Raw genomic sequence first — 21,009 nt, forward strand, 5'->3', positions numbered from 1 at the left:
GCGGAATCTGCGTGAGGCAACAAGGGGAAAAAGGGAAAAAGGGGGAAAAGGGAAAAAGGGCGGTTTAAAGCCGCCCTGTAATTGGTTTTAGCTATATCGCCCAGGCCTGGGAAGCTATCGAACAGCTTGCCAAGCCGGCGTTCAGGCTTTTGAAACCATCTCCGGCCCGCGAAAAGAAAATCAGGTTTCGATCACTTCGACGTTGGCGCGGGGCAGAACCATGGAGGTTCCGTCTTCGAACTGGGCTTCCAGCACGCGCACGAGGGTCTCGGATTCCACTTTGGTGAGTTCTTCCGGCATGCCGGTCACTTTGGCGATCTTGCCGAAGTTGGGTTCGCGGATGACGCGGATCAGGGTTCCCGGCTCGAGGATGGGCATTGCCGCTTCCTTGACCACCAGTTCGTTTTCGTCGAACGCCTGGGGGATGATGATCTCCGGGCGCATGACCCCGGCGCGGATCTGGGTTTTGCCGTGGATGGAGGTCTTGTGGCCGTCGAATTTCTGGAGCAGCTCGAAGGTCTTGCGGGCCATGGTGATCTTGCCGAAGCCCTCGGTGCAGACGATGCTCAGGCCGATGTTTTCGTGGCCGGTGATGGCGACCCCGATGTCGTGGCCGAGGAGCTTCTTGAGGTCGAGGTCGTCGATGCCGCCGGTGATGATGGCGATGACTTTGTGCTTGCGGGCCGCTTCGATCGCCTCATAGGAAACGAAGGAGCCGGTCACGATGATCTTGCCGGCGCAGGAATCGTCTATGGCATGGGGATCGATCTCGTCAGCGGGGTTTTTGACCATGACCTTGATCTCGCCGATGGTCTCGCCGCCGATGCCGAAGATCCCCTGGATGTAGGCGCTCTTGTTTTCGATGACCACGCCCTCATCCTCGATCACGTCGGTCACGATGCCATCGATGAAGGCCTTGACCTGGACCGGGATGCGCGGTTCGCGCAGCAGGATCTGGCCCGTGACGGAGGAGATGTTTTCCACCTCGCCTTCGATCGGGGAGCGGACCTCGTTTTTGAACAATCCCATCCCAAACCAGCCTTTTGTTTCGGCGAGCACGGTGTGCTTGGTGATCAGCTGGCCCACCTCGATCTTGATGAAGTTGTTCAACTGGCCGGGAGTGACCCCCAGTTTGTTGGCCAGGTTGAAAGGCACGACCTTTCCGGGCAGCAGGGTTTCCGCGACCACGGTCTCGGCCTGCACCTTGTCGCCTTTTTTGACGAGCACCTGTCCCTTGAGGGGCAAAAGGCGTTCTTTTCTGAGCACTATGCTATCGGTTACGGTTAATCCGGCTGAATATGCTTGTCCCATTGTTTCCTCCTATTGCAAGATCGATTCGGGATAGGCTTTAAACTCCCGCATCCACTTCTTGAGCGCGGCGATGCGCGCGGCTTTTTCCGTGGGAAGCGTGAAGGGCCTTCTGCCGCGGGTGTCCAGAACGATGCCGACGATGCCGCCGTGCAGGTCGATGTTGAGTTCGCGGTCTTTGTTCTGATTGAGGATCAGGCCGCTGAGGGATTTGAGGCTCGCCTTGGCCACTTCGCCGACCCCGCAAGGGATCAGGCGCACTTCGCCATAGGGGATTTCCTCTTCCCAGGTGCTGCCGTCAGGAAGCTGGAGCTTGGCGCTGAGGGCGGGCTTGCCGATCTTGCCTTTGCCGACCGGCGCCACGCAGGTGCCCAGATAGACCATGCAGTCTTTCTTGAAAACCTCGGTCGCCGCTTTGGTGCTGATCTCGGAAAGGACTCCCAGATGGGGCATCATGAAGATGCTGTCCACGGCCAGGCGGGTGATTCCCTCGGGCAGGAAGGCGTTGATGAGCAGCATCACGGTCTGGTGCCTGCGCGGGGCATGGGAAAGCACTCCGCCGCTGCCGACCAGGAGGTCCAGGGTCATCAGGTTCACGATCGTGGCCCCGGAGGTCGATTGGCTGAAAGCCTCGGAAATGTCACGCTGGCGCTGCATTCCCTTGAGGCTGCTGGCAAATTCCTTGTGCTGCTCGAAAGCCAGGCGCAGGGCCTCGATGGCGATGGCCTGTTCCAGGACCAGTTCCTCCAAAAGCGAGGGGATCGTGGTCGGCCGGATCATCTTGTTCTTGATCATGTTGCGCAGATAGTTTTCATCGATGTCCATCGGCACCCAGCGCATGATGTTTTCCAGCCCGGCGGAAGCCAGGACGTTGGAAATGCTGTAGCTCATGCCGAGGTTGGCGCTCACGGTGCGGTTGAAGACATGCTCCTCGGTGAAGACCGAGAATACGTCTGTCGTGGCGCCGCCGATGTCCACGCCCACCACTTCGATCTTTTCATCTTTGGCGATGGCCTGCATGATGTTGCCCACGGCCGCGGGGGTGGGCATGATCGCCACCTGCTCATGATCCGGGCCCTGGCACCATTCCATCAGCTTGTTGTAGCCGGGGGCCTGCTTCATCACGTGCTCCATGAACAGGTCATGGATCTTGTCGCGGGCGGGGCCGAGGTTTTCGGTCTCCAGCTTGGGGCGGATGTTGTCCGTGATGATCAGGTCGACCTTGTCGCCGAGGGATTCCTTGATGTGGACCTGGGCTTCCTTGTTGCCGGCATAGATCACAGGGAGCTTGAAGCCGGTACCCAGGCGCGGCCTGGGATCAGCGCCGCTCACCAGCTCCGCCATCTCCACCACGTGCTTGATCGTGCCGCCGTCTTCGCCGCCGGCCATCAGGATCATGTCCGGCCGCAGTTCGCGGATGCGCTCGATCTTTTGGTGGTTCATGCGTTTGTCGTTGCTGGCGATCAGGTCCATCACGATCGCTCCGGCGCCCAGTGCGGCGCGTTCGGCGCTTTCGCCGGTCATGGAAGCCACCACGCCGGTCACCATCATCTGCAGGCCGCCGCCGGCCGAGGAGGTGGAAACATAGGCGTCGACTCCCACGTCGCCCTTGCGGGGGATCACAAATTCTCCGTTTTCCATGAACTTGATATCGGGATTGTGATACTTGAGCCGGGCGAGTTCCTCGAGCTCCTGGGTGGCGTTGATCACGCCCTTGGTTACGTCGTTCAGCGGAGCTTCCACCGTTGTGGGAGCCTCGCCGCGGATGGTTTGGCGGTATTCGCCATCCACCCATTCGATCAAAATTGCCTTGGTGGTCGTGCTACCGCAATCGGTGGCGACGATTCGGGTCAGGCGTTTCTCATCGTATTGCATCATACCTCCGCTTATTCAGCTTGTTTATCTTCTTTCTTGAATATCTTTCTGAGCAGTGCCCTGCGCTTGTTTTTCCCGCGCTGGCGCTTGAGGCGGGCCTTGGCCCTGCGCTCGCGGTTGATCTCTTCGTCGATCTCGTCGATGCGCTTGATCAGGCGCTTGAGGTGGTCCTCGTTCTGGATCATCAGGGCAAAATTCTGGTATTTCTCGGAATCAAAGATCATCTCCGCGAAAGGCAGGATGAAATACATCGCCTGGCTGGCTATGCCATGCAGCGGATGCAGCGATTCAAAAACGAGGATGCCCGCGGCGCCAAGCTGGCGTTCCGCGATGAACCGGGCGACGCGCTCGATCATCTGGTTCGCCTCGTCTTCGGTGATCGTGCTCTTGATCTCGCGGTATGATCTGTTCATGGTCAAACCGCCCTGGTGGCCGTCAATACGGCGATCTTGGCAGCCCCGCTATCCCTGAGCAGCCGGGAGACCTCATTGGCCGTGGTCCCGGTGGTGAACACGTCATCCACCAGGATCACGCGCTTGCCCTTGACATCGGCTTTCCCCTCCAGGGCAAAGGCGCCGGAGAGGTTGCCAAGACGGGCTTCCCGGCTCAGATTGGTCTGGCTGCGGGTGTTGTAGCGCCGGCAGACCGGCCTGGCATAGGGTAGGCCCAGTTTCAAGGCCAGCTTGCGGGCGATCAGCTCGGACTGGTTGTAGCCCCGTTCGCGCTGGCGCACGTGGTGCAGCGGAACCGCCATCACCAGATCGAAACCTTCGCCAAACCGCGCGAGGGCGGGAATTTCGAGCAGGGCGTCAGTAAAAAATTTCGCCGGAGAACGCAGGAAGCCGTATTTCAGGCCGTGCACCAGTTCCTGGGCAGGCCTCTGGTAGACATAGGCCGAGCGGGCGAAATCGAAGCAGAAATCAGTCTGCGAGCAGGCTTCGCACCCGTAATCCCGCAATGGGCCGCCGCATTTGCCGCAATATGTTTCCCGGATCGGCAGCAGCAGGTCGCGGCAATTGGCGCACAGGGCCTCCTCCGCGGAATCCGTGCGGCTGCCGCAGGCCAGGCAGTTGGGAGGAAAGAACAGCTTATCCGCCTGCGCCAAAATGTCTTTCGAGAGCTGCAAATATCCTGCTGCCGTCATTGCTTGCCACCGCCTGGGTCGCGGCCCGTTCCGGATGGGGCATCATGCCCAAAACGTTGCGCCGGGCGTTGCAGATCCCGGCAATGTTGTCCAGCGAGCCGTTGGGATTGGCCTGAGGTGAGGTTTCTCCATCCGGCCCGCAATAGCGGAAGACGATCTGGGCGTTGTCCCGCAAAGAGCGCAGGCCGTCCGGATCGATGAAAAAGTTGCCGTCGTGATGGGCGATGGGAATGTCCAGCGCCGTTCCGGCCGGGATGCCCAGAGTGAAGGGCGTGTCTGGATTTTCCACGCGGATGTGCTGATGCTGGCAGATGAAATCCAGGCCGCTGTTCCTCAGCAGGGTTCCCGGCAACAGCCCGCATTCGGTGAGGATCTGGAACCCGTTGCAGATCCCCAGGACCAAGCCGCCGGAATCCGCGAAGCGCAAGACCTCGCCCACGATCGGAGAAAACCTCGCCAGGGCACCGCAGCGCAAATAATCTCCATAGGAAAAACCACCCGGAAGCACCACCAGATCAGGGTTTTGCAGGTCACGATCTTTGTGCCAGACCAAGCGGCTGTCATGCCCCCGGGCGGACAAGGCCTCATGGGCGTCGTGATCGCAATTGGAACCGGGGAAAGTGACTACGCTTACTCTCAAGATCCGCTCTGCTCCAGGGTTTCCAGGGTGTAGGAATAGGTTTCCGTGTTCGGGTTGGCCAACAGGCCGCTGCAAATCTTTTCCACCTCGGCCCGCACGGCTGGCTCGTCCGCGGACGAAAAACTGATCTCGATATACTTGCTGACGCGGGTATCCAGCACCTTGCCATAACCGAGCTGATGCAGGGAATTGCTCACGGCTTTTCCTTGCGGATCCAGTACATTGGGTTTCAGGCGGACAAATATCTTGGCCAAAATCATCAGCTTAACCTTCGTTTTTAATCGTCATATCACAATCTGCCAAAGCGAGGTTTTAGTCAATAGTTTTTTTGCGATGCCCGCCCGGCCTCGCGCCCAACGCCGCGGATCCCAACGAGAACGCGGATCTTGAGGAAAACGAGGATTCAGCGGATAAGCGTGGGAAGGCGGAAAAACGCGGGAAAAGCCCGGAGGGGCGATCGCGGGAAAAGCCCCGGAGGGGCGGCATATCTTAGCCCAGGGTTGCCACCCTGGGGCAAGGGGATACCGGTTATTGTTGGAATAAGCCCCGGAGGGGCGATACAACTTAGCCCAGGGTGGCAACCCTGGGGCAAGGTGATACCGGTTATCGATAGGATAAACCCCGCCGTAGGTGGGGTGAAGGACAATAGGCGGCGGCTTTAGCCGCCGTATTCCAAAATTAGGCCATCCATGTTTGTCAAAGCCCCGGAGGGGCGGCATATCTTAGCCCAGGGTGGAAACCCTGGGGTTATGAGGTGTTGATTGAAATATTTGTCAAGGCCCCACCCCCGCCCTTATCCACGGCTCCTGATGAGCCGCGGACAAGGGCGGGGGTGGGGAATCCGTTTTGGGGTGGTGTGCAATCTTTCCTTACCCAGGGTTGCCACCCTGGGCTAAGTTGTATCGCCCCGGAGGGGCTTATCCTGACAATAAACGGTATCCCAGGGTTAATACCCTGGGCTAAATCGTTCCGCACCCGCGGGGCTTAGCTAATTGACCCGGGCGGGCGGCTCCCTGCCCTGGATGACGGCGATGGCGTTCTCCGCGGCGAGCAGGCCCATTTTGGTGCGGGTTTCCACGCTGGCAGAACCGATATGGGGCAGCAGGACAACATTGTCCAGGGCGATGAGTTCCGCCGGGACCTCGGGTTCGTTTTCAAAAACGTCGAGCCCGGCGGCGGCTATCTGGTTATCCCGCAAGGCTTTGATCAGGGCCTGTTCGTCGACGATCGGGCCACGGGCGGTATTGACCAGAATGGCCGTGGGCTTCATCAAAGCCAGTTCAGGAGCCGAGATGAGGTGCTTGGTCTGGGGGGTCAGGGGCGCGTGGATGCTGATGAAATCGGAGTTTCGGCAGAGTTCTTCCAGAGAGGATTTTTGGTATTCAGGCGGCAAGGATCCCTCATCCGCGGAGGGATCGAACCAGAGCACTTGCATGTCGAAACCCGAGGCCCGTTTGGCCACGGCACGCCCGATCCTGCCTATTCCAACGATGCCCAGGGTTTTGCCATAGATGTCGTTTCCCATCAGCAGCATCGGTTCCCAGCCGGTAAATTTCCCCGCGCGGAGATAGCGGTCGCTTTCCACGATCCGCCTGGCGCAGCTCATGATCAGGGCCCAGGCCAGGTCGGCAGTGGTCTGGGTCAGCACGCCCGGAGTGTTGCAGACCGCGATTCCCTTTGCTGTGGCGTGGCCCACGTCGATGTTGTTGTAGCCCACGGCGAAGTTGGACACGCATTTCAGCCTGGGCGCGGAATCCAGCAGCTCTTTGTCGATCGTTTCGGTGAGCAGGCAGAGCAAGGCATCCGCGCCTTTCACCGCCTCAAGCAGGCGGGTTCTGCGCACCGGGGCGTTTTTCCGGTTGATTTCAACCTCGAACACCTCCGCCAGCCTTTGCAGGGCCGGCTCGGGGATCATCCGGGTCACATAGATCCTGGGTTTGGGCATCTCGTCACTCCTTTTCTTGCCTGGGCGGGACGACCCGCTCAATTTGATCGCCGGCGATCCAGCCGCCTGTCCCGTCAGCGATGACCACTCTGTACATCTCACCCTGGCGTTCCCGGATCTCCACGATGTTTCCCTCATTCAGGAAATGCAGGGCCCTGGCGCGCTCTGGCGAATCGTAAACCTCGGTTGCTTCACGCATGACGACGGCTTTGGGATTGTGGCGGAAGCGCTGGCTCTTGAGGAAAAGCGTGCCCGCGAAGACCAGAAAGACGATCGCGGTGACGCTGAGCACCAAAACCGGCAACCCATGCTCCTTTTCCGGCGGATAATGCAGCAGCCACTGCGTGCACAGGGTGGTGAGCAGGGCCAGGATGAGGACGATGACGGCCAGCCGGTTGAGGGAGAAAAAGTCGTAGGCATTGAGCATGAGCTGTGGCAGATAGGGCCTCTGCGGGTCACTGGCGGAAGCGGGGTCGAGGGAATGGATGTAAACCAGATTGTCCTTGGCCGCCCGATGCGCGGAATTGATGTTCCGGGCGCGGAGAAACCAGAGCACAGCCTTGCCCGTCTCCCCCAGATGGTAGTGGCAGACGCCCAGATTGTAATAGAGATCGGCGTTTTGGACCCCGGAACCGGCCAGGGTCTGGAGCTTGGCCAAGATCTGCCCGTAATCGGCTTGCAGCCCTGGAGCCGCGGTTTCAGAACCGGATTGGGCAGCCAGGCTGAAGGCCAACGCGGAGAAAACCAAGGCCAGGATAAGAGGTTTCATTGCGGCCTGCCCTCCTTTGTGTCTGAGCCTTTTTTGCCCCGGATGATGAGGGTTTTCAGCTTGCCGGCAGTGCCATGCCCGTTCCTCAGCCGGCTGAAGCCCTGGACCAGCAGCTTCAGTTTGGCAAGCGCATCGGACAGCGAAGCAGATTCCGCTCCTCCCGGCATGTAGCGCGCCTGCTGGCAAAGCAGCAAAAACTCCTCCAGTTGCCGCACCAGAGCCTCGGGAATGGCCTTGCCGCGCAGCTCCGCCAGCAGTTCGGGGGTGGAAAGGCTCTTGGAGACGGCGTATTTCCGGGCCAGAAAGTTCATCAGCCCGTTCTCCGCCAGGGGATGGAATTCCCGGGAAAAACCTTCCGCGGCCTGGGTGGCCTGGCGCAGATACTTGTTCAGGATGCGGCTGGCGGTCTTTTGGTCATAGGCGGCCGGATCGAGCCTGCTCAGCCTGCGTTCATAGGCAAGGAACCCGGAAACCGCCAGGGATAAAGCGCAGGCGGCCAGGACCAGCCAGAACCAGAGGCGCGAGCCGTAAGCCCGGAAATCGGGATAATTGGCCCTGACAATCAGCGGATTGAGGGTTTTGGGCTTGTCGCCCTGGAGCAGCTCGGAGAAATAGGAAAGGACATTGGCGGGGCGGACGCTCAGGTCATGCCCGGGACCCGTGAAAGTGCGATAGGCGCCAGACGAGGTGTCAAACCAACTGAAGGTGTAGCCCGGTATGGCATGGTCCCCGGTCGACTGGGGCAGGATGGTGAATATGATGTTGCGGGTGCCCTCGACCGCGCTGGAAAGCCTGTCCTGAAGAGTGGGCTCGGAGATCTGGAAGTTTTCGATCTGGGGATGGGGCGCGGCGGTGAACTGGCTGAAATTGCCCCTGCCGTTGATCCTGACCGTGCTGGTGAGGGCTTCGCCGAGGGAAACCTTGTCCGCGGAATAGGACTGGCTGATCTCAAAATCCCCCACGGCGCCAGTGAATCCGGCTGGTTTTCCGGCTGGCAGGGGTTTGACGTCGATCCAGGCATTGGAGGAACCCACCGTTTTGTTCAGAAAGCTGTAGATCCCGGTGAACTGGACCTTGCCGGAGAGCGTAGGCGCCTGCAGCCTTCCCGCGACCTGGGGATAGAGGGCTGTTTTCTTGATCAGGGCGCGCTGGAAGCGTTCGCCGTTGTAGATGACCTCCTCATAGGCGAGGTTTTTGGGCTGCTCGAAAGAGGACTTCCCATAGCCCTCGTAATCCCGCTCCGTCTCTGTGTAGAAAGACTCGACCATCTGATTTGTGTACAGATAATAGGCAACGATGGCCGGCTCGCCGAGATAGACGCTCTGACGCTCCGGGAGGCAAAGGAGCAGGGAAATTCCGGTGTTGCGGTTGCGGCTGAAATAATCGCCCACATAGGGATCGAAATAGGGGTCCTGGTTGTATTGCTGGGGCGGGATGTAGGCCGCGTCGACCACCTCGATCGTGATCGGCTGGGTGCTGTAGTCCCTCTTGTCGATGCTGACCTTGAATCCTGGCAGGGTGAAAGTGCCAGTGCGTTGGGGGCTGTAATAGTAGGTGTAGACAAATTTATGCAGGCGGGTGCTGGCCCGGTTGACGATGGAAACCTGGCTGGAGGATGAACTGAGCATGTTGCGGTAGGCGAGCCCCGGGACATGGGGAGCCGTGGGGGCGGAAAGGCGCAGATACTTGTCGCTGCTGATCTCCAGCTTCAGTTGGAGTTGCTCGGACATGGAGATGACGCTTTTCTGCACAGAACTGGAAACTTTCACGGACTGGGCCTGGAGCCCGGCGGCCAGCAGCAGAAACAGGATCAGCCAGAACTTTCTTACCACCATTTCCCCCCTTTCTCGGTTTCCCTGCTTTTCCGGCGGGCCATGCGGTCCAGGGCTTCCTTCTGATCCAGGGCGTCCAGGAGATTGCGATATTGCTCCTGTTTGTTTTCCTGGTCCGCGCTCTCCTGCTCCTGGTCTTTTTCTTCCTTGTCGCTCCCGTCTTCATTTTGGGGCGGGGGCGGAGGTTCATAGCCCTGGCGGTTGAGCACCAGCTCATAGTTGGCTTTGGCGTCCTGGTCTTCGGGATCGAGGAGCATGGCGGCCTTATACTCGGCCAGGGCTGCGTCGAGCCGGTCGGCGCGATAGAGGGCGTTGCCCAGGTCGTAGCGCGCGCCGGGGTTCTGGCCGTTTTCTTCCACCGCGTCCGCAAAGTGGCTTTCCGCCTCGCTGAAATCCCCGCGACGATACCAAACCTTGCCCAGGCTGTTTTCGGGAATGTGGTCTTTATCCCCAGCAGCGGAAAGCTTGCTCCAGATCCTTTCGGAGGCGGAATAGCGCCGCAGGGAATAGTGGCCCGAGGCAATGCCGTGCCGGATGACCCGCGGCCGGAAGACCAGTTCGCCGAGGAAGAAGAGGATGATCAGGAGCCCCAGGATGAGGATGATCTTGCGCGGTAAAGATTTGTTGCCCGGCTTCATGCCTGTCTCCTTCTCTTGCGCAGGGGCAGGATGAGGGCTTCCAAAACCAGGACCAGCAAAGCGAGAGTGGCCGGGATCGGAAACTGGTCCTTGAGCAGGCTGACGTTCCTGCTGCTTTCCCTGCCTTTTTCAGTTCTGTAGATGTTTTGCAGGATCGCGTCCAGTTCGCTCTGGCCGGGCGTGATGTTGTAATACTGGCCATTCCCCGCTGCAGCTATCTCTCTGAGCATCTGCGAGTTGAGCTTGCTGAAGGCTTTTCTGCCCGTGGCCGGGTCCTCGATCCAGATACCCTCTTCAGTGCCCACGCCCATGGCGTAGATCCTGATCCCCGCGGCTCCCAAACGCTTTGCCTGGGCGATCGCGGCGTTTTCCAGGTCCTCGCCGTCGGTGATAAGCAGCAGGATGTTGCTGCCGCCGGAGGCCTGAAACCCTCTTTCCGCAAGGCTCAGGGCGGCCCCGATATCCGTTCCGAACTGGACGACGGTATCGGTGCTCAAGCTGTTCAGGACCAGCGAGGCGCTCTCATAATCGTCCGTGAGCGGGCATTCCAGAGTGGCGGCGCCGGCAAAGGCGATGATCCCAACCCTGTCGCCCCGGAGTTTGCCAATGAAGGAGCTCGTCTGCAGTTTTGCCCGCTGTAAGCGCGAGGGGGCCATGTCTTCGGCATCCATGCTTTTGGAAAGGTCCAGGCAGATCAGGATGTCCAGGCCCTGCGATTCGTAATCCCTTTCCACGAAGTCCCACTGCGGACGCAGCAAAGCAAAAACGACAAAGGCCAGAGCCAGGATCAGGAGTCCGCTTTTCAAGCCTTGGTAGAAGGGCGAATGGCCACTCAGATAATCCTGCATGAACTGGGGCTCGGCAAAGCGGGAAAAGCGCTGGATCCGTTTTCTGTTCAGCCGGGCCAGCATCAGGACCAGGGGCAGGATGACGACCAGCAGCAAGAGATGCCAGGGATGATAAAGGTTCATCTCAGCTCTCCGGCAATACCGGCAGGAACAGCAGGCGCAGCAAGAGTTCCGCCAGGATCAGGATGAAGGCGGCCCAGAGCAGGGCCATGAACTGCTCCGCCCAGACATAGCGGATCTGGGCGCTGTAATCGGACTTTTCCAGGGTGTCGATCTTGGCCATGATCGCCTGCAGCTGTTCCCTGTCGCTGGCCAGGGCGGCTTTTTCGGTGCCCGTGATCTCCGCGACCCTGTCCAGGGTCTCCATGTCCAGTTCCACGAATACCTTCCCGTAAAAGGAGCCGAAGCGGGGATCGATCATCGGATAATCCACATAGGCGTTGCTGCCCACCCCGATCGGATAGACCTTGATCCCGAATTCACGGGCCATCCTGGCCGCGCTGACGGGATCGATCTCACCGGTGTTGCTCACTCCGTCGGTGATCAGGATGACGATCCTGCTTTTGGCGGAACTGTCCTTGAGCCGCGCCACCGCTTTGGCCAGGCCAAGGCCGATCGCCGTGAACGACGCCTCCTGGTTCACCTCCAGCCTTTCGAGCTGCCTCAGCATGGCGTTGTGGTCGAAGGTGAGCGGACTCTGGGTGAGCGCGTATTCGGAAAAGGCGACCAGGCCGAAACGGTCGTTGGGCCTTTTCCGCACAAAATCCTTGGCCACAGACACGGCCGCCCCGAGCCGGTTTTGGGGAGCGAAGTCCATCGCCAGCATCGATCCGCTGATATCGATGGCCAACACTATGTCCACCCCCTTTTTGCTGATGTCCCGGCTGCCCTTTCCCCACCTTGGCTGGGCGAGGGCAAGAACCAGGGCCAGGATGGCCAGGCCGCGCAGCAGGGGAAAGAGATAGCTCCAGAAACTGCCGCCTCCAGCTATGCTTTTGAGCAAAGCCAGGCGGGTGAAGGGAAGCCGCAGCCGCTGTTTTTTCTGCCACACCAACTGAAACCAGAGCAGCAGCGGAACGATGAGCAGGGCCAGCAGCCAGAGCGGTTGCTCGAACCTAAGCACGAATCCCTCCCCCGGCAGCGAGTTTGGCCTCGGCTTCCAAAACCTCGAAGGCCTGCAGCCAGCCTCTCAGCCAGACTGCCGCGAGGTCTGCTTCTTCCCGGCTGGGTATGTATCTGGCGAATTTGACCCTGTCGCAATACGACAGGAAATCGAGCACCTCGGCGCTTTTTTCCACCCAGATGCGCTCGGTGACCCATCTGATCTCGGAAGAAGTCATCTCCAGAGCGGCAAAGCGGTATTTGCGTTCCAGAAACTCCCGCAGGATGAGCGCCAGCTGGTAGTGGTGGGCAATGTGCTCGCCCTGGGTCGGTAAATCCAAGCTGAGCAATTCATCCAGTTTTTTCAGGGCGGCTTTCCAGGCGGGATCAGGGATGGCGGTTGTTAAAGCATCTTTTGGCCGCGCTACGGTCTGAGCTTCCGGCCGGGCTTTGCGCCTGCGGAAATACAGCCAGGCTAAGACTCCCAAAAGCAGGAGCAACAAAGCGTAAGCCCATAGCGGAAGTTGGCCGGGGTATTTTCCCACGGGCTTGATATCCACCAGCAGCGTGTCCCCGGCAGCCCGGACCGGAATGATGCTGAGGCGGAAGCGGTCGGTGAAATGCCTGCTTCCGTCCGGCTGATCGGGTATCACTTCCAGGCTGGGGAAGCTATGCGAGCCAGGCAACAGGGGAGCGATCTCCAGTTGCAGCCAGGCCGGCCCGTTCCCAGCCTCCACCCTCCTGACGCCCACGACATGGAAATTGCTGATCGTATCGGGCACGACAACGCTACTTAAGGAAACATCAGCACTGACATTGAACTGGAACCTGTCCCCCACGCTGAGGTCGTCGGAGTTGAGAAGCTCCTGCCTGAGTTCCACCGCGGAAAGCAGCAGAAAAGGCAGCAGCAAGGCCAGCAGCAGCGAAGTTTTCCTCATCCCCGTGCCCTCAGGCGGCGCTTCCTGCGCTCGAAGAAATCGCGCAATACGTCCACATGGGAATCGCGGTTGCGGATGAGAATGTGGTCCACCCTGAGCTGCTTGAGCTCCGCGGCCAGATCCTCCTGCCGTTTCTTCACCAAGGCGGCGTAAGCGGACCTGATCCGGGGATTGGAGCTGTTGAGAAAAAGGGTCTCCCCCGTTTCCGGATCAAAGAGATTGAGTACCCCGGCACTGGGAAGGTTGAGCTCGGCGTCGTCCAGCACCTGCACCGCGATCACGTCGTGCTTCTGGGCCAATAGCTGCAGGGGCTTGCGGAAATCCTGGTCCAGCCAATCGGAAAGGACAAAGATCACCGAGCGCTTTTTGAGGATCAGGCTGGCAAAGGTGAAAGCCCCGCCCAGCGAGGTCCGGGGATCTTTGGGCTCCAGGTAGAGCACGTCGCGCAGGATTTCCAGCGCCTTGTTGCGCCCCTTGCGGGCGGGCAGGTATTTCTCCAGCTCCCCGGAAAACATGATCAGGCCCACCTTGTCGTTGTTCGAGAGGGCGGAAAAGGAAAGCAGGGCGATGATCTCGGCCAGGCGTTCCTTTTTCAGCGCCTGGGCCGTGCCGAACTTTTGGGAGGCCGAGACATCCACGATGAAAAAGACGTTCAGCTCCCTGGTCTCCTGGAACTTCTTGATATAGGGCATGCCCAGGCGGGCGGAAACATTCCAGTCGATATCCCGGTAACTATCCCCGCTCTGGTATTCACGCACCTCGGCAAACTCCAGCCCCTGGCCTTTGAAGCTGGAGTGGTAGGCGCCGCTGAAGATCTCGCTGACGATATTTTTGGTGCGGATCTCGATCTTTTCGATCCGGGCAAGGATCTCCGCCGGAGTGCGGGATGGCATGGCCTGCTCCTTTTACGGAACTTCTATTTCTTCGAAGATGCGGGTGATGATCTCTTCCGTGCTCACCTGTTCCGCCTCGGCCTCGTAGGAAAGGATGATCCGGTGGCGCAAAACGTCTTTGCCGATCGCCTTGATGTCGTCCGGGATCACGTAGCCGCGGTGCTCGAGGAAGGCGTGCGCTTTGGCGGCTCGGGCCAGGAAGATCGTCGCCCGGGGTGAAGCGCCGTATTGGATCAAACCGTTCAGGGATGAGACGCGAGGATAGCGCTGGGGATGGCGGGTGGCTTGGATGAGGTGGAGGATGTAGTCCTTGAGCCGCTCTTCCATATACATTTCCCCGATCACTCCGCGCATTTTCTCCAATGCCTCGGGCTTGAGGACCTGCTTCACATTCAGCTCGCTCTCCGTAACCATGCGCTCCAGGATCAGCCGTTCCTCGTCAAAGCTGGGATACTTGATCTTCAGCTTCATCAGGAAGCGGTCGATCTGGGCCTCGGGCAGCGGATAGGTGCCCTCGTGTTCGATCGGATTTTGGGTGGCCATGACGAAAAAGGGCTTGGGCAAAGGATAGGTGGTGTCGCCGATGGTCACCTGCCTCTCCTGCATGGCTTCCAGAAGGGCGGATTGCACTTTGGAGGGCGCCCGGTTGATCTCGTCGGCCAAAATGAAATTGGCAAAGATCGGGCCCTGTTTGGGCGTGAATTCGCCTGTCTTCTGGTTGTAGATCAGCGTGCCGGTGATATCCGCGGGAAGGAGGTCGGGAGTGAACTGGATGCGCTTGTAGCTGGCGTCGAAAGCTTTGGAGAGGGTGCTGATGATCAGGGTCTTGGCCAGCCCGGGAACGCCTTCGATGAGGACGTGGCCGTTGGCCAGCATGCCGATCAGGAGACGCTTGATGATGCCTTCCTGCCCCACGATCACCTTGCCGATCTCCTCGCGCAGGGAATCCAGCGCTTTCGAGCTTTTCTCCGCTTTGCTGTTGATCTTGTCAATATCCATGGATTCTCCTAAGTCAAAATTAAATCCGGGGCAAGTCGCGCCCGCGGCAAGGCCTGGTTTCCCGCCTGTCGATGGCTGGATATGAAAATCGGGAATAGGGCCAAAACCGTATTCCCGATTCTCTGTCAAATTGCATTATCTATTCAAACAGCATAACTTGATGCTTGCGCCGGATTATTCAGACACTGCCTTGCGAACCTTGTTCGCCTTCAGGCAGGATGAACAAACCTTCACTTTCTTAACGCCGCCGCCGATGATCGCTTTCACCACCTGCAAATTGGGATAAAAACGGCGTTTGGTGGCATTCAGCGCGTGGCTGCGATGATTGCCGACCTGGGCTTGCTTTCCGCATATATCACATATTCTTGACATCTTTCACCTTCCAGATTTTCTTCTTTGAGACCAAAAAAATGGCGGCACCCATTTTGACAAGGAATATTTACGCCCCGCTCCGAAACGCCCGTTCCGGGATGGTTTTGACGCCTTGCGGACCGCCCCGCGTTTTCTCAGTACAGGCCTGGGCTGGCCGAACGATCAGTGCTGCACAGGATCGATATCCACCCCTCGGTACAGACCCTCATCGCCAATGATCACTTGTTGCAGGACCGGGGTGTGATTTTCCAGGGTGGCGCAGACCAGGTCGAAGTCGAAACTGCATTTGGCCACCCCGGTATCTGGTTGGGTGTACCGCAGCTCCGAGCGAGACCCGTCCGTTCTCATGAAATGGACCCGGACCTTGGAGACTGGCTGACCCGCGCGGTTAAGCACCTGCACCGTCTGGTTCGGATGGTCGTAGATCAGGGTGAGTTCCCGCGGAAAGAGTGTCCAGACCGGCATTTCCGGATCGCCGAAGAGGTTGAGGGAATAGTTCTCATATTTGTTGGCGAGTAACATGGCCTTGCCCCCGGCCAAAGCCATTCCGACATTGTTCACGGCCGGCTGGCCCGAACTTGTTGCGCCCAGGAGGAACTGGTTGAAGCCCAGCAGCATGTTCGACGTGGCGCTGGTGCCATACCTCGTGTTGCAGATCATGACGGGCCCGCCCTTGCCATTCAGGCCGGAAGTAAAGGTCCTGACCATGCTCACTCCGCCCTTGTATTCCCAATCATAAGCGCCGATATCGCAGGAGGTGGAAAAGTTGATGCTATAGCCGGCCTTTTTATCCAGGTTGTCCAATCCGTTGCCGTCCTCAAACACTTCAGCGCCCGACCCCTGCTCGTCCAGGCTGAAGACCCAGTGCTTGGGATAGGTGTTTTCGCCAGTCGTTGCCACCGCTACGCAGTTCCAAGCCCCATGGTTGTTGAAGGAGACCAGGCCGTATCCTTTGTTCATCTCCGTCACGACCTCACTGCCCGTGGGACTGGCCAGGGGCCCCTCCGGATAGTCTTCCGCCAACAAGCTCACCATGAACTCATGTTGCAATAGTAATTGCAATTGGCTGTCGATCGAAACGAAATCGGAGCAGATATCGGACCTGGTGAAAAGAGCTTTGGTCAGGTATGACCTGTCTCCATGGCCGGGATTGCTTTCATAGGATATCAGTTTTTCCGTCCAATCCGCCAACCTGGATCCCCCCCCCTTGCTCAGTGGCTCGATGAGCAGCCGGCCCACAAAGATCTCGGGCAGATAGTCAGGATTGTCTCCGCTCAAGGTTGTGCTGTAGGGCTCGCCCAGAAAAACATCGTTATCAACGTTCCAGTTCCCGTTGAAATCGGAAAAATACATCTCTGTCGGGATCCTCCAAGGGCTGTTGTATGGCCCCCCGCTGGCGGGCGGAAGAGGGTCCACCCTGCCGCAGCCGTAGCGGATGGGGAAATTCTCCCCGTCGCCGACCAGCAGCGCGTAGACCAGCCCATTCAGCATGTATTGGTCGAAAAGATACTGCCGCACCGAGCCAGCCAGATCGGGAATGCCCTGGCCGCCATAAACCACCTGGTCTCCCTGGCTGTAGTTTGACCACAGCCACTCCAAAGAAACCGTCCGTACGTTCAGCCCTTTGTTCCTTTTCCACTTGATGAAATGTTCCAAGTGGGGGAGCAGATCCTCCGGCGCCACGATCATGTATTCGGCCACCTTGGGATCCGGCGTGATGGCCGTCGGTGGCGAGTAATACAATTTTCTGGGCTGTTCTTCCTCGATCCCGGTCTCATCCGGAACGGGGATCGGAGAAACGCCCGTCGGCTCGTAGAGGTCTTTGGGCGGATTGTAGTAGCTCTGGATCTCGGTGGGATTCTGGTTCGCCACTATCGATCTGAGCAGAGTGTCGTATTTTTGCTGCAGGACGATCGACCGCCTGGCCGGATACAGGGGTGTTTGTTTGGACTGACTGAAGGTCAGGCCGACCCAGATCGTGGTGTGCAGGGTCAGCTTATGTTTCTGGGGCTCATAGCTCAACGGATAGAGTGCAAGGGTCACGATCCTGGCATTGCCGTCGAAATAGCCATGGTTCACCACCTCGGCCGTCCTTTCCGGAAAAACTTTCATGGAGTAATAAGTCCTGTCCGGCTTTACGAAGGGCCCGCGCACCCAATCTATGCTGGGATATTCTGGTGGCTGGCAGGGCAGCACCCACAGAGGCTTCTTTCTCTTTTTATCCAGTTTGCTATAGAACTCCCGGGGCATTTTGAAGGTTTTATCTATCGTCTTGATCCTGATCTGGTCGACATCGGTGCCCGGCGGGATGATCAGATTCACATACTTCACCGGAAGCCGTGGAGCGCCCACCAATTCAGTATCCTGCAGGCCGTCCATTTTCACCACCAGATAGTCCTGCTCCTTGGAAAGCCGGACGTCGCCAAGAGCGAACGACTCCTGATATTTCACCCGGCCAGGAGTTATCGGCTGCAAAGTGATCGGGGGTTTGACTTTGAAAACATCCACCGGCTGGGCCGGGAGCGCTGCCAAGAGAACAAATAGCACACTGATTACCAGGATGGTGCGTCGCATGATTCCTCCTATTGGGCATGTCATAGACTCTAATGCTGCGGAATGCCTCCGCTGACCTGCCTGGCAGGACCGGGTAGGGCATGAACCGATGGCGGGCTTACATGTGTCCGCACCTGGAAGCGCGCTTGCACCAACTCTCCGCCTTGTTGCCAGTCTGACCATTACATCCTCCCCATATTCGCAGAACAACATTCTCTGCAGGGGTTTATACTTATGATTGATATAAATATATGCCGGCAAATCCTGTCAAGTTAAATAATGCAAATATCCGAACTAATTTGTGGCAATAAATACACACTCCCAGTCGCGCCAGCCCATTGCGAGGTGGCGGCATGGAGTTTTGGCGTTTTGGCGGGAAAGGGCGATACGCTGCGCGTTACGCGTTATGCGTTACGCGGCCAGCGATAAGCGCTGTGGCGGGTCGGGGTGATACCTGGAGTATCGCGGATAGGGCCTATTTGAGCACGATCTTTCGGGTTTGGGCCAGCCCGTTTCCTTCCAGGCGGAGCAGATAGATCCCGGTGGCCAGCCTGCGGCCTTTGGCGTCGCGCCCATCCCAGGTGAGGGTGAGCCCGCCCTTGCGGCTTTCGGTCTGGCGGTGCACCAGTTCCCCCCTCAGGTTGTAGACCGCGAGGGTGAAGGGCTGGAGTCCTTCCTTGAGGTAAAGCCGGATATTGAGGCTTGCGCTGAAGGGATTGGGATACACGCTCTGGATGCCTGGCACAGCCGGGGCCAGGGGGTCATCGGCGGAGACGGCGATCTGGTAGACCCCTTCTGCGATCTCGCTGGGGGCGCAGTTCAGCAGGCAGGCGCGGACCCGGATCGTGGTGTCCGCGGTGAGGTGGATGGGTTCGGTATAGAGCGCGGAGCTCGCGTCAGGATCGCTGCCGTCCAGAGTGTAGCGGATCTCAGCGCCGTCGGTGGCGCAGGCCAGGACAACGTCCACGGCCCCTGTATAGATGCCGGGTTCGGGGGCAAAGGTGGGGGTCGCCACGGTAAAGAGAGGCAGTTGAAAATCGGCGATGAACTGCTGATCGGAAGCCACTTCCACGTTCTCCTGGGAAACCGCCTCATAATCGGCGTGGCTGGCGTTGAGGATATAGATTCCCGGCAAAACGGACATCACGTAGACGCCATAGGCGTTGGCGGAAACGGCCAGGGTGCCGCAGGAGATGACGGCGTCCGGGATCGGGACTCCGCTGAGGTTGGTGACCGAGCCCATGATCACGCCGTTTTGCACCTTGTGGAGAGAATTGGAGAGCGAGGGCGCGGAGTTTCCGGAAGTGCCGAACGCGACGACCTGCCAGAGATAGTCGCCGACCTCCTGCAGATGCCAATCCGGATCGGCAAAGCTGGTGCTGGTGATTCCTGTTGCAGTGAGCAAAACTCCATTGACGGGTTCGCCGTTGACCAGGGCGAAACGCCAGACCTGATAGCCGTCGCAGCCGGCCAGAGGAGCGCTCCAGGCCAGGTTGACCTGGTTTCCGTCGGCGGAAGCGAAAACGTTGTCCGGGCTGTCCGGGCCGAGGGTCATGACGCTGGCAACGTTGCTGTAGGCGCTGTTTCCGTTGGCGTTGTAGGCCCGCACGCGGAAACTGTAGTTGGTTTGGGGGTTCAGGCCGGAGATCACGGCGCTGGTCACGTCTGCCAAAGCCCAATCCACCAGGGTCCAGAATCCGCCGCTGAGCTTTTCGATGTAAAATTCGGTCTCATCGTCCGAATTGTCGCTCCAGGCCAGCAGCACGCGGGTGGGCGACATGACGGTGGCGTCGAGGTCCGAAGGCGCGAAAGGCGGCGCGTTGTGGGGCGGAAAAATGATGTGGTCGAGCCAGGCCGTGTCGCTGCCGGAATCCACGCCCTGGTCCTTGACGTAGGTCCAGGTGAAGGTGCGGGGGCCCACGGCGACGGGATAGCTCTGCATGGTCCAGTCCACATTTCCGGACCATTGCCCCTGCTGGACTCCGTCGATGAAGAAGCGGAGATAGTCGTAATTGGCCTCGCTGGAGACCTTGTGGAAAAAGCTGACGCTGCCGGGCTCGGTGACGTTCAGATAGAGGCTGAGCGTGGTATCCTGCAGGTGGGTGATGGTTCCGGCCTTGGCGGCGCGGGTGCCGGAATAATATTCGGAATCCTGGATGGTCCAGGGCGAACCGCTGAGGTTGGACCAGGGATAGATGTCGAAGAGGCCTGATTCGAAGCCTTCATGGGCGGGGAGCAGGAGCATCACGGAAACGCTGGCCTCGCGGACGTTGCCGTCGTTGTCGGTGCTCATGGCGATGATGGTGTGCGGGCCGGAGGCAAAGCCGGACGTGTTCCAGTTCCAGGTGTAGGGGGCGTCGTAATCGATATGCAGGGCAACCCCAGGATCGTCGACGTAGAAAGCGACGTGGGCGATGGTGCCGTCGGTGTCGCTGGAAGTGACGTTGACGCTGATGACGCTGCCGAGGTTGTGGGCGGAATTGTTTTGGGGCGAGGTGATCACGCAGTTCGGCATTCCGGGGGCGATGAGGGCCAGGGCTCCATCGGCGTTGATCATGCCATAGCCGGTGTAGCGGTCCCAGCCTGCTCCGCCGTCGATGGTCATGTCCGTGGCGGAATTGACGATGGCGTCGCGCACCTGGTCCGGGGTCAGTCCGGGATCCTTGGAAAGGATGAGGCCCGCGACCCCCGCGGCGTATGGCGTGGCGCAGGAAGTTCCGTTGAAATTGGTGCTGTAGGAGCCGTTCGTCGTAGTGGCGGGCAGGATTGTTGCGGCCATGATGTCCACTGCCTTGGGGTCGTCCTGGATGTTCACGCCGTAGTTTGAGCCCCACCAGTTCTGGCCGTCCGAGGAGGTCGGGCTTTTCCTTTGGCCCGTGGGGCTGGCCGCGCCTACGCTGATCACAACGGTGTGGTTGGAAGGATAGGCGATCGCGGCGGCGTTGGAATTGGCGGTGGCGGCAAAGATGACGCAGCCGGCGTTTTGGGCATAGTAGAGAGCTGTGTCGCAGGCGGGGTTGTCGCCCTCGTCCGCGCCGCTTTCAGCCCCGATGCTCATGCTGATCACGTGGGCTCCGTTGTCCGCGGCGTGGGTGATGCCGTTGGTGATGGAAGTGAAGGTCATCTGGCCGCTGTTGTTCATCACCTTGACCGG

18 protein-coding genes are annotated in these 21,009 nt (G+C 59.1%); all 18 read right to left on the minus strand.

From position 1 onward, the window contains the following. Window positions 1-180 precede the first annotated feature (180 nt). On the minus strand, window positions 181-1,311 hold the full coding sequence (locus K0B87_05485; GenBank protein ID MBW6514191.1) for a hypothetical protein: 1,131 nt from the start codon (window positions 1,309-1,311) through the stop codon (window positions 181-183). A gap of 9 nt (window positions 1,312-1,320) precedes the next feature. Next, on the minus strand, window positions 1,321-3,183 hold the full coding sequence (locus K0B87_05490; GenBank protein ID MBW6514192.1) for a glutamate mutase L: 1,863 nt from the start codon (window positions 3,181-3,183) through the stop codon (window positions 1,321-1,323). Between the two features lie 11 nt (window positions 3,184-3,194). After that, a complete protein-coding gene (locus tag K0B87_05495) occupies window positions 3,195-3,596 on the minus strand; it encodes a hypothetical protein (protein ID MBW6514193.1) in 402 nt (133 codons plus the stop codon). A gap of 2 nt (window positions 3,597-3,598) precedes the next feature. Continuing rightward, window positions 3,599-4,309, minus strand: coding sequence for a ComF family protein (locus tag K0B87_05500; GenBank protein ID MBW6514194.1), 711 nt, complete (start codon window positions 4,307-4,309; stop codon window positions 3,599-3,601). Further along, entirely contained in the window at window positions 4,272-4,967 is a 696-nt protein-coding gene (purQ, locus tag K0B87_05505) for a phosphoribosylformylglycinamidine synthase subunit PurQ (GenBank protein ID MBW6514195.1), read from the minus strand. The genes K0B87_05500 and purQ overlap by 38 nt, the downstream gene beginning before the upstream one ends. Next, the gene (gene purS, locus K0B87_05510) at window positions 4,964-5,227 is read right to left on the minus strand and encodes a phosphoribosylformylglycinamidine synthase subunit PurS (GenBank protein ID MBW6514196.1); all 264 of its coding nucleotides are present in this window, start codon (window positions 5,225-5,227) and stop codon (window positions 4,964-4,966) included. The genes purQ and purS overlap by 4 nt, the downstream gene beginning before the upstream one ends. A gap of 728 nt (window positions 5,228-5,955) precedes the next feature. Continuing rightward, window positions 5,956-6,912 (minus strand): D-glycerate dehydrogenase, encoded by a 957-nt coding sequence (locus tag K0B87_05515; GenBank protein MBW6514197.1) that lies wholly within the window; start codon window positions 6,910-6,912, stop codon window positions 5,956-5,958. Window positions 6,913-6,916: 4 nt separating this feature from the next. Further along, entirely contained in the window at window positions 6,917-7,681 is a 765-nt protein-coding gene (locus tag K0B87_05520) for a hypothetical protein (protein ID MBW6514198.1), read from the minus strand. After that, a complete protein-coding gene (locus K0B87_05525) occupies window positions 7,678-9,516 on the minus strand; it encodes a BatD family protein (protein MBW6514199.1) in 1,839 nt (612 codons plus the stop codon). The genes K0B87_05520 and K0B87_05525 overlap by 4 nt, the downstream gene beginning before the upstream one ends. Beyond that, the gene (locus tag K0B87_05530) at window positions 9,507-10,151 is read right to left on the minus strand and encodes a tetratricopeptide repeat protein (protein MBW6514200.1); all 645 of its coding nucleotides are present in this window, start codon (window positions 10,149-10,151) and stop codon (window positions 9,507-9,509) included. The genes K0B87_05525 and K0B87_05530 overlap by 10 nt, the downstream gene beginning before the upstream one ends. Further along, window positions 10,148-11,122 (minus strand): VWA domain-containing protein, encoded by a 975-nt coding sequence (locus K0B87_05535; GenBank protein MBW6514201.1) that lies wholly within the window; start codon window positions 11,120-11,122, stop codon window positions 10,148-10,150. Before K0B87_05535 ends, K0B87_05530 begins: the two co-directional genes overlap by 4 nt. Before the next feature lies 1 nt (window position 11,123). Continuing rightward, window positions 11,124-11,849 carry a VWA domain-containing protein gene (locus tag K0B87_05540; GenBank protein MBW6514202.1) on the minus strand — a complete coding sequence of 242 codons (726 nt, stop codon included), beginning with the start codon at window positions 11,847-11,849 and terminating at the stop codon, window positions 11,124-11,126. 265 nt (window positions 11,850-12,114) lie between these two features. Then, the gene (locus K0B87_05545) at window positions 12,115-13,038 is read right to left on the minus strand and encodes a hypothetical protein (GenBank protein ID MBW6514203.1); all 924 of its coding nucleotides are present in this window, start codon (window positions 13,036-13,038) and stop codon (window positions 12,115-12,117) included. Then, window positions 13,035-13,931, minus strand: coding sequence for a DUF58 domain-containing protein (locus K0B87_05550; protein MBW6514204.1), 897 nt, complete (start codon window positions 13,929-13,931; stop codon window positions 13,035-13,037). Before K0B87_05550 ends, K0B87_05545 begins: the two co-directional genes overlap by 4 nt. 12 nt (window positions 13,932-13,943) lie before the next feature. Further along, complete coding sequence (locus tag K0B87_05555; protein ID MBW6514205.1) at window positions 13,944-14,930, minus strand: MoxR family ATPase; 987 nt, start codon at window positions 14,928-14,930, stop codon at window positions 13,944-13,946. Window positions 14,931-15,104: 174 nt separating this feature from the next. Then, window positions 15,105-15,302, minus strand: a complete 198-nt coding sequence (gene rpmB, locus K0B87_05560) for a 50S ribosomal protein L28 (GenBank protein ID MBW6514206.1) — start codon at window positions 15,300-15,302, stop codon at window positions 15,105-15,107. 162 nt (window positions 15,303-15,464) lie between these two features. Beyond that, entirely contained in the window at window positions 15,465-17,876 is a 2,412-nt protein-coding gene (locus K0B87_05565; protein MBW6514207.1) for a hypothetical protein, read from the minus strand. 454 nt (window positions 17,877-18,330) lie between these two features. Next, window positions 18,331-21,009 (minus strand): S8 family serine peptidase (locus tag K0B87_05570; GenBank protein ID MBW6514208.1); only part of this gene is annotated, 2,679 nt, incomplete at its 5' end.

This window comes from Candidatus Syntrophosphaera sp. (assembly GCA_019429425.1).
Lineage (GTDB): Bacteria > Cloacimonadota > Cloacimonadia > Cloacimonadales > Cloacimonadaceae > Syntrophosphaera.

What these genes read in the sequence shown, in the direction of transcription:
- K0B87_05530 (MBW6514200.1), bottom strand. Translation starts at nt 10,151, where the DNA reads ATGAAGCCGGGCAACAAATCTTTACCGCGCAAGATCATCCTCATCCTG.
- K0B87_05550 (MBW6514204.1), bottom strand. Translation starts at nt 13,931, where the DNA reads ATGCCATCCCGCACTCCGGCGGAGATCCTTGCCCGGATCGAAAAGATC.
- K0B87_05495 (MBW6514193.1), bottom strand. Translation starts at nt 3,596, where the DNA reads ATGAACAGATCATACCGCGAGATCAAGAGCACGATCACCGAAGACGAG.
- K0B87_05555 (MBW6514205.1), bottom strand. Translation starts at nt 14,930, where the DNA reads ATGGATATTGACAAGATCAACAGCAAAGCGGAGAAAAGCTCGAAAGCG.
- K0B87_05490 (MBW6514192.1), bottom strand. Translation starts at nt 3,183, where the DNA reads ATGCAATACGATGAGAAACGCCTGACCCGAATCGTCGCCACCGATTGC.
- K0B87_05525 (MBW6514199.1), bottom strand. Translation starts at nt 9,516, where the DNA reads ATGGTGGTAAGAAAGTTCTGGCTGATCCTGTTTCTGCTGCTGGCCGCC.
- K0B87_05515 (MBW6514197.1), bottom strand. Translation starts at nt 6,912, where the DNA reads ATGCCCAAACCCAGGATCTATGTGACCCGGATGATCCCCGAGCCGGCC.
- rpmB (MBW6514206.1), bottom strand. Translation starts at nt 15,302, where the DNA reads ATGTCAAGAATATGTGATATATGCGGAAAGCAAGCCCAGGTCGGCAAT.
- K0B87_05545 (MBW6514203.1), bottom strand. Translation starts at nt 13,038, where the DNA reads ATGAGGAAAACTTCGCTGCTGCTGGCCTTGCTGCTGCCTTTTCTGCTG.
- purS (MBW6514196.1), bottom strand. Translation starts at nt 5,227, where the DNA reads ATGATTTTGGCCAAGATATTTGTCCGCCTGAAACCCAATGTACTGGAT.
- K0B87_05485 (MBW6514191.1), bottom strand. Translation starts at nt 1,311, where the DNA reads ATGGGACAAGCATATTCAGCCGGATTAACCGTAACCGATAGCATAGTG.
- K0B87_05520 (MBW6514198.1), bottom strand. Translation starts at nt 7,681, where the DNA reads ATGAAACCTCTTATCCTGGCCTTGGTTTTCTCCGCGTTGGCCTTCAGC.
- K0B87_05535 (MBW6514201.1), bottom strand. Translation starts at nt 11,122, where the DNA reads ATGAACCTTTATCATCCCTGGCATCTCTTGCTGCTGGTCGTCATCCTG.
- K0B87_05565 (MBW6514207.1), bottom strand. Translation starts at nt 17,876, where the DNA reads ATGCGACGCACCATCCTGGTAATCAGTGTGCTATTTGTTCTCTTGGCA.